Origin of the sequence: Kitasatospora sp. NPDC059803, from assembly GCF_042732255.1 — a bacterium.
In the GTDB taxonomy this organism is placed as follows: Bacteria; Actinomycetota; Actinomycetes; order Streptomycetales; family Streptomycetaceae; genus Kitasatospora.
Window position 1 is genome coordinate 1 of record NZ_JBHWIJ010000157.1, and the last position, 10,431, is coordinate 10,431.

Annotated in this window: 13 protein-coding genes and 1 pseudogene; 7 read left to right on the top strand and 7 right to left on the bottom strand. The window is 74.0% G+C overall.

Features of this window, described 5'->3' with window-relative positions:
* Positions 1–122 precede the first annotated feature (122 nt).
* Together ACFV6I_RS23545 and ACFV6I_RS23550 are read right to left on the bottom strand one after the other, a co-directional pair.
* Positions 123–1,007, bottom strand: coding sequence for a class I SAM-dependent methyltransferase (locus ACFV6I_RS23545; RefSeq protein ID WP_380427475.1), 885 nt, complete (start codon positions 1,005–1,007; stop codon positions 123–125).
* Positions 1,008–1,141: 134 nt separating this feature from the next.
* Positions 1,142–2,140: an NAD(P)/FAD-dependent oxidoreductase gene (locus ACFV6I_RS23550; protein ID WP_380427477.1), complete on the bottom strand. Its 999-nt coding sequence runs from the start codon at positions 2,138–2,140 to the stop codon at positions 1,142–1,144.
* Between the two features lie 225 nt (positions 2,141–2,365).
* On the opposite strand from ACFV6I_RS23550, the gene ACFV6I_RS23555 reads away from it, so the two are divergent.
* From ACFV6I_RS23555 to ACFV6I_RS23565, 3 genes are read left to right on the top strand one after another with little or no spacing between them, the layout of a single operon-like run.
* A complete protein-coding gene (locus tag ACFV6I_RS23555; protein WP_380427479.1) occupies positions 2,366–3,421 on the top strand; it encodes an aldo/keto reductase in 1,056 nt (351 codons plus the stop codon).
* A 59-nt stretch (positions 3,422–3,480) separates the two neighbouring features.
* Entirely contained in the window at positions 3,481–3,756 is a 276-nt protein-coding gene (locus ACFV6I_RS23560) for a type II toxin-antitoxin system Phd/YefM family antitoxin (RefSeq protein WP_380427481.1), read from the top strand.
* Positions 3,753–4,157, top strand: a complete 405-nt coding sequence (locus ACFV6I_RS23565) for a type II toxin-antitoxin system VapC family toxin (RefSeq protein WP_380427483.1) — start codon at positions 3,753–3,755, stop codon at positions 4,155–4,157. Before ACFV6I_RS23560 ends, ACFV6I_RS23565 begins: the two co-directional genes overlap by 4 nt.
* Before the next feature lie 76 nt (positions 4,158–4,233).
* Here ACFV6I_RS23565 and ACFV6I_RS23570 read toward each other — a convergent pair whose 3' ends face one another.
* From ACFV6I_RS23570 to ACFV6I_RS23580, 3 genes are all read right to left on the bottom strand, one after another.
* Positions 4,234–4,803: a GNAT family N-acetyltransferase gene (locus ACFV6I_RS23570; protein ID WP_079135707.1), complete on the bottom strand. Its 570-nt coding sequence runs from the start codon at positions 4,801–4,803 to the stop codon at positions 4,234–4,236.
* Positions 4,804–4,967: 164 nt separating this feature from the next.
* The gene (locus ACFV6I_RS23575) at positions 4,968–5,390 is read right to left on the bottom strand and encodes a DUF350 domain-containing protein (protein WP_380427485.1); all 423 of its coding nucleotides are present in this window, start codon (positions 5,388–5,390) and stop codon (positions 4,968–4,970) included.
* Between the two features lie 121 nt (positions 5,391–5,511).
* Positions 5,512–6,000: an LURP-one-related/scramblase family protein gene (locus ACFV6I_RS23580; protein ID WP_063348353.1), complete on the bottom strand. Its 489-nt coding sequence runs from the start codon at positions 5,998–6,000 to the stop codon at positions 5,512–5,514.
* 91 nt (positions 6,001–6,091) lie between these two features.
* On the opposite strand from ACFV6I_RS23580, the gene ACFV6I_RS23585 reads away from it, so the two are divergent.
* Positions 6,092–6,601, top strand: coding sequence for a GNAT family N-acetyltransferase (locus tag ACFV6I_RS23585; protein WP_063348354.1), 510 nt, complete (start codon positions 6,092–6,094; stop codon positions 6,599–6,601).
* A 16-nt stretch (positions 6,602–6,617) separates the two neighbouring features.
* Here the strand turns inward: ACFV6I_RS23585 and ACFV6I_RS23590 are convergent, their stop codons facing one another.
* Positions 6,618–6,869 carry a hypothetical protein gene (locus ACFV6I_RS23590; protein ID WP_380427487.1) on the bottom strand — a complete coding sequence of 84 codons (252 nt, stop codon included), beginning with the start codon at positions 6,867–6,869 and terminating at the stop codon, positions 6,618–6,620.
* A gap of 113 nt (positions 6,870–6,982) precedes the next feature.
* Here ACFV6I_RS23590 and ACFV6I_RS23595 point away from each other — a divergent pair, with 113 nt between their 5' ends.
* The 3 genes from ACFV6I_RS23595 to ACFV6I_RS23605 all read left to right on the top strand — a co-directional run bounded on the left by ACFV6I_RS23595 (position 6,983) and on the right by ACFV6I_RS23605 (position 9,420).
* Entirely contained in the window at positions 6,983–7,114 is a 132-nt protein-coding gene (locus tag ACFV6I_RS23595; protein WP_380335538.1) for a hypothetical protein, read from the top strand.
* A gap of 197 nt (positions 7,115–7,311) precedes the next feature.
* Entirely contained in the window at positions 7,312–7,557 is a 246-nt protein-coding gene (locus ACFV6I_RS23600) for a hypothetical protein (RefSeq protein WP_380427489.1), read from the top strand.
* A 48-nt stretch (positions 7,558–7,605) separates the two neighbouring features.
* Complete coding sequence (locus ACFV6I_RS23605; protein ID WP_063348357.1) at positions 7,606–9,420, top strand: NHL domain-containing thioredoxin family protein; 1,815 nt, start codon at positions 7,606–7,608, stop codon at positions 9,418–9,420.
* Between the two features lie 88 nt (positions 9,421–9,508).
* On the opposite strand, the pseudogene ACFV6I_RS23610 reads toward ACFV6I_RS23605, so the two are convergent.
* Positions 9,509–10,357, bottom strand: a pseudogene (locus ACFV6I_RS23610) (M18 family aminopeptidase); the annotation flags it as partial.
* Positions 10,358–10,431: the final 74 nt, after the last annotated feature.

The window sequence follows — 10,431 nt, forward strand, 5'->3', positions numbered from 1 at the left end:
CCCCTCCGCGCCCCTCCCGCCCCCCCAAAACCCCGCCCCTCCACAACCCCTCCCGGGCGGCCCCCCTGGGGGGGGGGGGGCCCCCCCCCCCCGGCCGCCCCTCGGCTCGGGCTCCGCAGTCGTCAGGCGGCCTTGCGGGCAGTGTGGACGGTCATGGCCGAGAGGAAGAAGGCGTCCGGGCGATTCAGGATGCCGGTGGGGGTGTCCTCGGCGAGGAGGGCGTCGAGGGTGCTGCGGTCCTCGGCGGCGAGGTTGTCGGCGAGCTGGTCGCGCAGACGGGCGAGTTGGGTGTGGAGGTGCTCGCGGGCGGGGCGGGCGAGCGGGGCCGGGTGGTCGATCAGGAAGGTGCGGGTGCCGCTGGCGGTCAGACCGGCGCGGGTGAGCATGGCCGGCCAGTCCTCCACCTCCTCGGTGGCGCCGGGCAGTTCGGCGCGCATGGTGCTGAAGCCGTCCTCGTGCACGGCGTCGAGCCGGGCCTGGAAGCCGGCCCGGCCGAGACCGAAGTCGCGCGGCAGGTAGCGCAGCGGCAGGCCGCGTTCGGCGACGGCCAGCAGGCCGCCGGGCCGGAGCGTCGCGGCGAGGGAGGTCAGGGCGGCCTGCTGGTCGCCGAGGTGGTGGATCGCGTTGCCGGACCAGATCAGGTCGGCCTCGCCGAGCTTGCCGAACTCGGCGGGCAGGTCGGCCTGCTGGGTGCTCAGACGGCCGCCGGAACGGGCCCGGGCGCGCTCCAGCAGAGCGGCAGACTGGTCGACGGCGACCGTCTCGGCCTCGGGGAAGGCGTCCGCGAGCAGTCCGGCGATCACCCCGGGCCCGCTGCCGACGTCGAGGACCCGCCGCACCCCGTCGGCCTCGCCGTGCAGGGACCGCAGCCACTGCGCGGCCCCGGTGATGGCGGGGGCGCGCAGTTCGGCCTCCCGCTCCAGGTGGGCGGCGAGGACGTCCCAGTCGAAGTCGGCGGCGGGGACGTGGCCGTGGTGGTGCCCGTGCTGGTGCTGGTGTTCGGACATCGTGGGTTCTCCGATCGTGGGTGACGGAAAGGTGCTGCGGTCGGAAAGGTGCTGCGGTCGGAAGGGTGACGCCGGGCGAAGGTGCCGGGGGGAGCCGCGGGGAGCTGGGGGGAGCTGGGGGGAGCTTCCCCCGCTCAGGCGGGAACGGCGGCGCCGGACGCGCGGTGTTCGGCGACCGCCCGTCCGATCTCCTCCGCGACGAGGTCGTGGTCGAGATCGAACGCCGCCGCCGCGCCCATCCCGGCGGCGACGACGACCTGGGCCCGCGGGTCGGCGACGTTGCCGACCGCCCAGACGCCGGGGACGCTGGTGCGGCCGGCCCGGTCGGTGGTGACCCAGCCGTTCTCGTCCCGGGCGCATTCCAGGCCGAAGAGCAGCGCGTCCCGGGGCACCGGCTGCGGGAAGACGAACACGGCCTCGCGCGGCACCACCCGGCCGTCGGCGAGTTCCACGCCGCGCAGCCGGTCGGCGTCCGTCACCAGCTGGGTGATCCGGCCTTCGACGACCCGGACGCCGCGGGCGGCGAGCCGCTCCCGCTCGGCCCCGGTCGGCGTGAGGGTGTGCGTGATCAGGACGACGTCCGCGGACCACTGCCGGAGCAGCAGCGCCTGGTTGACCGCGCCCGGGCCGGTGCCGAGCACGCCGAGCGGGCGGTCGCGGACCTCGTAGCCGTGGCAGTACGGGCAGTGCAGCACGTCGCGGCCCCAGCGTTCGAGCAGGCCCGGGAGCTCCGGGAGCCCGTCGCGCAGGCCGGTGGCGACGACCACCCGGCGCGCGTGCAGCACGGGGCCGCCCGCCAGGTGGACGGCGAAGCCCGTCCCCACGCCTTCGGCGTCCGCGACGCCCTCGACGTGGTCGACCCGGGCGTCGATCAGGTCGACCCCGTAGCCGGCGACCTCCGCCCGGCCGACCTCCAGCAGCGCCGCCGGGGGCATGCCGTCCCGGCTCAGGTAGCCGTGCATGTGGGCGGCGGGGGCGTTGCGCGGCTGGCCCGCGTCCACCACCGCCACCCGGCGCCGGGCCCGGCCCAGCACCAGCGCGGCGCTCAACCCGGCCGCGCCCGCGCCGACCACCACCGCGTCGTACTCGTCCCGGGGGGCCGTCGGCCCCGTCGTCCTCATCGTGTCGCCCATGGCGCTCACCTCCACCGCCAGGCTGCGACCGGACCAGCCATATCGGCAAGCTTTGTTGCCGTTTCCGCAAACGCCCGCGCCCACCCCGGCCACCGCCCGTCCGCTCCGCGCCACGGGCCCGGACTCCCCGAGTGGACGGGGATCCGGACCGACCCTTGCCATGGAGTGCACTCCAACTCCTAGCCTCTGACGCACCACCGACCCACCACCAGGGGGAGCAGCACCATGCGCTACCGCGTCCTCGGCGGCACCGGCATCGAAGTGAGCACCTACTGCCTCGGCACGATGATGCTCGGCTCCATCGGCAACCCCGACCACGACGACTGCGCCCGGATCATCAACACCGCGCTCGACCACGGCATCAACTTCGTGGACACCGCCGACATGTACTCGGCCGGCGAGTCCGAGGAGATCGTCGGCAGGACGCTGGCCGCCCGCGGCGACCGCGACGAGATCGTGCTCGCCACCAAGGGGCACTTCCCGATGGGCGAGGGCCACGGCCGCGGCGGCAACTCCCGGCGCTGGATCCTCCGGGCGGTCGAGGACAGCCTGCGCCGGCTGCGCACCGACCGGATCGACCTCTACCAGATCCACCGGCCGGACCACACCACCGACGTCGAGGAGACCCTGTCCGTCCTCGGCGACCTCGTCCGGGCCGGCAAGATCCGCGCCTTCGGCTGCTCCACCTTCCCCGCCGAACAGATCGTCGACGCGCACCACGTCGCCGAGCGCCACGCCCTGCCGCGCTTCCGCACCGAGCAGCCGCCGTACTCGCTGCTCGCCCGCGGCGTGGAGCGCGACGTGCTGCCCGTCGTCCAGCGGCTCGGCATGGGCGCACTGACCTGGAGCCCGCTCGCCTCCGGCTTCCTCACCGGCCGCTACCGCAAGGACCGCCCGGCCGACCTGACCACCGGCCGCCCGACCCTCCACCCGGGCCGCTTCGACCCGGCGCTGCCCACCACCGCGGCCAAGCTGGAGGCCGTCGAGGCCTTCACCGCCCTCGCCGGGGACCTCGGCCGCACCCTGCCCGAACTGGCCGTGGCCTTCCCGCTGGCGCACCCCGCCGTCACCTCGGTGATCCTCGGCCCGCGCACCCACGACCAGCTGGAGGCGGCCCTCAAGGGCGCCGACCTGGTCCTCGACGACGCCACGCTGGACCGCATCGACGCCATCGTCCCGCCCGGCACCAACGTCTACCACCCCGACGGCGTCTGGCAGCCCCCGTCCGTCACCACCCCCGCCCTCCGCCGCCGCCCCACCACGGACCGCCCGGCGGGATAGCCGGACCGGCCGCCCACGCCAGTGCGACACGGTGCATTACGGCGCGATACACTGACCCCATGAAGACCATCACGCAGCGCGAACTCGCAGCGCGGTCCAAGGCCGTGCTCGACGATGTCGAGGCCGGCGAGATCTACCACATCACCCGCAACGGCACCGAGATCGCCGAAGTCCGGCCGATCAGCGGTCGCCGCCGATTCGTCCCCGTCGAGGAACTCCAGCGAAAGTGGCGGAACGCGCCGACGGTCGACGCGGCGCGGATGCGCGCGGAAGCCGACGCCTTCTACGGCGATGAGGATCGGATCGGCGGCGACGACCCGTGGGAGCGGAAGTGACCGAGCGACACCAACGCGGACTGCTCGACACCTGCGTCGTGATCGATCTGCCGCAGATCGATCCACAGCTCCTGCCAGCCGATGCCGCACTGTCGTCCATCGTGCTGGCCGAACTCGCCCAGGGCGTCGCCATGGCCAAGGACCCGGTGCAGATGATGGCCAGGGCCCAGCGACTCGCGGACGTGGAGGCGGAGTTCGCCACTCTCCCCTTCGACCGCGAGGCGGCTCGGCGGTTCGGCACCCTGGTCGCCCTCACGATCCAGGCCAAGCGGGACCCCCGCCCCCGCCGCATGGACCTGATGATCGCGGCGACGGCGGCCGCCCACGGCCTGCCGCTCTACACGCGGAACGCGGGCGACTTCGTCGGCCTGGAGCAGGGCGTCGACGTCATCCCCGTGTGACGAACGGCCCCGCTCCAGCGGCGCCGTCGCCACTTCCGGACGGATCGCCACCACCGGCCGCCCCGCAGGAGGCCGGCTACTCCCTCGGGGCGGCGAAGCAGTGGACCACGACCGTGCGGTCGGCGGCCCACTGCTGTTCGCCGCTGCCGAGCCAGGTCCAGCCGAGGCGGCGGTAGCAGGCGTTCGCCGGGGCCGCGGTGGCGAGGACGTCGAGGACGGGGTGGAGGCCGAGCGCCCGCGCGTGCGCCACGGCGGCCGCCGCCAGCCGTGCGCCGATCCGGTGGCCGCGCGCCGTGGGCGCGACGTAGAGCCGGCCGATCACGGCGGTGAGTTCCGGGCGGCCGCCGGTGCGGCGGCTCCACAGGCCGGGGGCGACGTCGCCGGGGGCACTGCGGGAGAGGCCCACGTGGCCGACCGGGCGGCCGTCCAGTTCGGCGACCCAGGCGGCGAGCAGGCCCCCGGGGGTGAGCCAGGCGGCGGGGCGGTCGGGCCAGTCGGCGGGGTAGCCGTCGGTGGTGTGGACGTCGCCGAGCACCCGGACGCAGTCGGCGAGGTCGGTGACGCGGCGCCGTCGGACGGACACCCCTGCCCCGGCCTGCCGCGAGCCGGACGCGACGACGTTGGCGCGTTCTTCAAGGTCAGCCATGCCGGTACGTTACCGGCCGGGCCCCACCGCCGCAGCAGGTCGGCGACCCCGGTCGGATCCTCCTCGCCACCGACGACACCACCGACGACGCCACCGCCGCCCGCCGGCCGACGCTCCATCAGCCGAACGTGCGGCCGGGCGCTCCCGGGCGCACGGGCGGGCCGTCAGGCGATCGCGGCCGACACCACCGCCGCGACCGCGATGTTGCAGCTGGCCGAGACCCAGACCGCCGGGTGCGGCTCCGGCTCGACCAGGATCGTGCCGAGCCTGCCGGGCGTCAGCAGGTCCACCGCCCAGAAGGCGACGGCCATCAGCACCAGCCCGAGCAGGCCGTAGCAGGCGGTCGAGACCAGGCCCTTGGCGAAGTCCGCGTAGGTGTACATGATCGCGGTGAAGACGATGCCGCCGATGCCGAGCAACGCGGAGCTGAGCAGCACGGCGGCGTTGCGGTTGCGCTCGACCCAGATCTGGTGGCCGAGCCTGCCGGGCGTCAACAGGTCCACCAGGCCGACACCGAGGAGCAGCAGCACCACCCCGAGGGCTCCGTAGGCGGCCGCCGCGCCGAGCCCGTGCAGGATGTCGTTCATCGTGGTCCCAGCCCCCGGTCCGCTCGCCGATCCCCGACCGGCCTGGTCAAGGGTTGGCAAAAGATACCCCACCGGGGCGAGCGGCGGACCGGGGAAGCGGAGCCCCCTGGCGTCAGTCGGGTCAGTGTTCCTCGTGCACCAGGTGGTCGACGCAGGCGGCGATCGCGAGCAGCAGACCGGTGTCGGCGCCGTCGGCGATCTCCACGCCGTAGGTGTCCCGAATCCGGAACCACTTGCGGGAGATCCGGGCGAGGTCGTCGCCGTGGTGGTTCTCGATCCGGTAGTCCTTGTCGATCAGGTCGCCGTGGATCTTCAGCTCGCCGCCGGAGGCCAGCTCCACCAGGTACTTGTCACGGAACGGGGTGAACAGCTTCTCCCGGACGGTCGCGATCACCTCGCCGTCGGCGTCCTCGATCTTCATCGCGTCGCGGACGGTGAACGCCTTCTCCTTCACCACCGCGACCACCCGCCCGTGCGCGTCCTTCAGCTCGAAGGTGTGCCGCAGCCGCAGCACCTTGCCGTCCACCAGGTACGCCTTGTGGCCCCGGTCGTCCTCGATCCAGTAGTCGTCTCCGACTGCGAACAGCTTCTCCCTGACCAGGTACCGCACAGCGGCCTCCTCCGTGTCGACGTGACCCCCATTCGACCCGATCCCCCCACCCGCCGGGAAGCACCGCCACACACGGGCGTTCAATGGCGGCATGCGTCCCGACCCCACCGCCCCGCTGCACAGCGAGCGCCTCGACCTCCTCCCGATCGGCCCCGAGCACGCCGAGGAGCTGGCCGCCGCCCTCGCCGACCCCGCCCTGCACGCCTTCACCGGCGGCTCCCCGGCCACCGCCGACGACCTGCGCGTGCGCTACGCCCGGCTCGCCGCCGGCTCCCCCGACCCCGCCGAGACCTGGGGCAACTGGGCGCTGCGGCTGCGCGCCGACGGCCGCCTCACCGGCTACGTCCAGACCACCGTCAGCCCCGGGGCCGCCGATCTCGCCTGGGTCGTCGGCACCCCCTGGCAGGGCCGCGGCCTGGCCACCGAGGCCGCCCGCGCCCTGCTCTCCCACCTCGCCGCCGCCGGCGTCAGCACCGTCACCGCCCACATCCACCCCGACCACCACGCCTCCGCCGCCGTCGCCCGGGCCCTCGGCCTCACCCCCACCGACGAGCAGCAGGACGGCGAGACCCGCTGGCAGGCGGAGCTCCCCCGGCCCTGACCCGGACCTGACGCTCTCAGTCCTCCTCGCCCGGCGCCGGATGCGGGTTGACGGCCTGCCCGTCGATCGGCTGCCCCCAGTAGTCGTCGCCCTCGGCCCCCACGCAGTACCCGGACCCCTCCACCCACCCCCCGGCGTCCTGGCACTGCTCCGCGGTGACGTCACGCAGAACGGGCCGGGCGGCCGCCGAGGCGGCGCCGGCACCGGTGGCGAGCAGGACAGCGGTCGCGACCGTCAGGGCCGACCGGAGCAGGGGTGAGGTGATCATGCGGACAACGACAGCACGAACCCCACCCCCCCACCCCACCGACACGCCCGCCACCCCCGACCACGACCACCGCCCCGGAATGCCGCCCGACCACGATGCGGTTGGATACAGACATGGCATCTCGTGCACGTGTACGCGCCCCCGAGCTGGTCGGGGCAGGCGGTTGGCTGAACACCGGTGGCAAGGAGCTGACGCTCGCCGACTTCCGGGGCAAGATCACCATCCTGGACTTCTGGACCTTCTGACACCCAACTCCCTTCGGAATTAAACGAGTTTGAGTGTGATGCCGCTCGATGCCACGCGCACCCGGTTACCGGATGCTCGGGTTCGGAAAATGATCAGCGTCTCGGCACGAGGCTTGCGAGAATCCCGCAAGAGTTGTGGCGGCTGCGCTCGGTCGGCTCGCGGTCGGTGGGGTTGCTCGTACGCGAGGAGGAGTGCCATGTTCGAGAACGTCGCCGGGCTACAGCCCGAGGTAGCCGCGCAGTGGACCGCGCTGGTCGAGGAGTGTCGTCCTGTGCTCGCGAGCGAGGGTATGGATGCGGTGCAAGCCCTGCTGGTCGAACGCGGGACGAGCATCGTCCCGGCAGTCGCCGTCACCAAGGCTCTGCTCGGGTGGGAGGATACCCCGCTCCTGGTCGCTCGGGAGATCGTCGAGACCAGCCCCGCACGCGCAGCAGCCGCCTGAACCGGGACGCCCGGAATGCGGACACCGCCCGTGCGGTTTGATTGAGGCATGGCATCTCGTGCACGTGTACGCGCCCCCGAGCTGGTCGGGGCAGGCGGTTGGCTGAACACCGGTGGCAAGGAGCTGACGCTCGCCGACTTCCGGGGCAAGATCACCATCCTGGACTTCTGGACGTTCTGCTGCGTCAACTGTCTGCACGTCCTGGACGAGCTGCGGGAGTTGGAGGAGAAGCACCGGGACACCGTGGTGATCGTCGGGGTGCACTCGCCGAAGTTCGTGCACGAGGCGGACCACCAGGCCGTGGTGGACGCGGTCGCCCGGTACGAGGTGCACCACCCGGTGCTGGACGATCCGGCGCTGGCGACGTGGAAGCAGTACGCCGTGCGGGCCTGGCCGACGCTGGTGGTGATCGACCCGGAGGGGTACGTGGTCGCCCAGCACGCGGGTGAGGGCCACGCGCACGCGATCGCGCGGCTGGTGGAGGAGTTGGAGGCCGAGCACGCGGCGAAGGGCACGCTGCGCCGGGGCGACGGCCCGTACGTGGCGCCGGAGCCGACCGCGGGGGATCTCAAGTTCCCGGGCAAGGCGGTCCGGCTGCCCGGCGGGCACTTCCTGGTCGCCGACTCCGGCCACCACTCGCTGGTGGAGCTGGCCGAGGACGGCGAGACGGTGGTCCGCCGGATCGGCGACGGGCAGCGCGGTCTGGTGGACGGCACCAGCCCCCGGTTCAGCGAGCCGCAGGGGCTGGCGCTGCTGCCGGAGGGCTCGGACTTCGACGTGATCGTGGCCGACACCGTCAACCACGCGCTGCGCGGGGTGCGGCTGGCGGACGGCTCCGTGGCCACGCTGGCGGGCACCGGCCGCCAGTGGTGGCAGGGTTCGGCGACCGAGGGCCCGGCCCGCGAGGTGGACCTCTCCTCGCCGTGGGACGTCGCCTGGTTCGACGGCCGGGTGTGGATCGCGATGGCCGGCGTGCACCAGCTGTGGGCGTACGACCCGGCCGCCGGCACGGTCGGCGTCGCGGCCGGCACCACCAACGAGGGCCTGGTGGACGGGCCCGTCGGCGAGGCCTGGTTCGCCCAGCCGTCCGGTCTGGCGGTCTCGGCGGACGGCGAGCGGCTGTGGGTGGCCGACTCGGAGACGTCCGCGATCCGGTGGGTTTCACGTGAAACCGGGGCGGTCCACACCGCCGTCGGCACCGGCCTCTTCGACTTCGGCCACCGGGACGGCGCGGCCGAGCAGGCGCTGCTCCAGCACCCGCTGGGCGTCACCGTGCTGCCGGACGGCTCGGTGGCGATCAGCGACACCTACAACCACGCGCTGCGCCGCTTCGACCCTGCGAGCGGCGAGGTCACCACGCTGGCCACCGACCTGCGCGAGCCGTCCGGCGCGGTCCTGGTGGACGGGGACATCGTGGTGGTCGAGTCGGCCCGGCACCGGCTGACCAGGCTGCGGCTGCCGGAGGAGGCGGTGCGGGTCGAGTCGGTCGCGCACCGCACCCGGCGGGCGGCCACCGAGGTCGCGCCGGGCGCGTTCCGGCTGGACGTGGTGTTCTCGGCGCCGAGCGGCCAGAAGCTGGACGAGCGGTACGGCCCGTCCACCCGGCTGCTGGTCAGCGCGACCCCGCCCGAGCTGCTGGTCTCCGGCGCGGGCGCGGACAGCGACCTGTCGCGCGAGCTGGTCCTCTCCGAGGAGGTCGCCGAGGGCGTGCTGCACGTCTCGGCGATGGCCGCGTCCTGCGACGACGATCCGGAGATCGAGTTCCCGGCCTGCCACGTGCACCAGCAGGACTGGGGCGTGCCGGTGAAGCTGGTCGCCGACGGCGCGCGCCGGCTGCCGCTGGTGCTCGCCGGCCTGGAGTAGCCCTGGAGTGGCTCGTCCAGTGCGGAAGGGGCCTGGCGGAGCGTACTCCGCCGGGCCCCTTCGCCGTTGAGGGGGGATCAGCCCGGGATCAGCCCTCCAGGAACGCCTTGATCGCACTGGCCAGCAGGTACGGGTCCTCGGCGCCGCACAGTTCGCGCGCCGAGTGCATGGACAGCGCCGCGATGCCGCAGTCCACCGTCTTGATGCCGAGGCGCGCCGCGGTGATCGGGCCGATGGTGGTGCCGCAGGGCATCGCGTTGTTGGACACGAAGGACTGCCACGGCACGCCGGCCTTCTCGCAGGCGGCCGCGAACACCGCCCGGCCGACGCCGTCGGTCGCGTAGCGGTTGTTGACGTTGACCTTGAGGATCGGCCCGCCGTTCGGCAGCGGGTGGTGGCCCGGCTCGTGCCGCTCGGCGTAGTTCGGGTGGACGGCGTGGCCCATGTCGGAGGAGAGGCAGATCGTCCCGGCGAGCGCCCGGGCGCGGTCCTCCGGGGTGCCGCCGCGCGCGTGGACGGTGCGGTCGAGGACGTTGCCGAGCAGCGGGCTCTGCGCGCCGGTGTCCGACTCGCTGCCGGTCTCCTCGTGGTCGAAGGCGGCCAGCACCGGGATGTACGGCAGGTCGGCGGCGCCCTCGGCGGAGGCGACGGCGGCCAGCGCGGCGGTGGCGGCGTGGACGGACAGCAGGTTGTCCAGGCGCGGGCCGGCCAGCAGCTCGCGGTCGCGGCCCAGGTAGGCGGCCGGCTGGACGTCGTGCGTCATCAGGTCCCAGCCCGCCACGTCGGCGGCGTCCACGCCGGCGCGCTCGGCGACGTAGGAGATCAGCGAGCCCTCGTCGACCGGGCCGAGGCCCCAGATCGGGGTGAGGTGGCGCTGCTTGTCGAGCTTCATGCCGTCGTTGACCTGGCGGTCCAGGTGGATCGCGAGCTGCGGCACCCCCAGCAGCCGGGCGGCGGCCGCGGCGGATCACCCGGCAGGGGCGCACGGACGGCTCGCGCCGGGGCGCGCCC

Coding starts and splice junctions, on each gene's coding strand:
- ACFV6I_RS23545 (WP_380427475.1), bottom strand. CDS start 1,007: ATGTCCGAACACCAGCACCAGCACGGGCACCACCACGGCCACGTCCCC.
- ACFV6I_RS23550 (WP_380427477.1), bottom strand. CDS start 2,140: ATGGGCGACACGATGAGGACGACGGGGCCGACGGCCCCCCGGGACGAG.
- ACFV6I_RS23555 (WP_380427479.1), top strand. CDS start 2,366: ATGCGCTACCGCGTCCTCGGCGGCACCGGCATCGAAGTGAGCACCTAC.
- ACFV6I_RS23560 (WP_380427481.1), top strand. CDS start 3,481: ATGAAGACCATCACGCAGCGCGAACTCGCAGCGCGGTCCAAGGCCGTG.
- ACFV6I_RS23570 (WP_079135707.1), bottom strand. CDS start 4,803: ATGGCTGACCTTGAAGAACGCGCCAACGTCGTCGCGTCCGGCTCGCGG.
- ACFV6I_RS23575 (WP_380427485.1), bottom strand. CDS start 5,390: ATGAACGACATCCTGCACGGGCTCGGCGCGGCGGCCGCCTACGGAGCC.
- ACFV6I_RS23585 (WP_063348354.1), top strand. CDS start 6,092: ATGCGTCCCGACCCCACCGCCCCGCTGCACAGCGAGCGCCTCGACCTC.
- ACFV6I_RS23590 (WP_380427487.1), bottom strand. CDS start 6,869: ATGATCACCTCACCCCTGCTCCGGTCGGCCCTGACGGTCGCGACCGCT.
- ACFV6I_RS23595 (WP_380335538.1), top strand. CDS start 6,983: ATGGCATCTCGTGCACGTGTACGCGCCCCCGAGCTGGTCGGGGCAGGC.
- ACFV6I_RS23600 (WP_380427489.1), top strand. CDS start 7,312: ATGTTCGAGAACGTCGCCGGGCTACAGCCCGAGGTAGCCGCGCAGTGG.
- ACFV6I_RS23605 (WP_063348357.1), top strand. CDS start 7,606: ATGGCATCTCGTGCACGTGTACGCGCCCCCGAGCTGGTCGGGGCAGGC.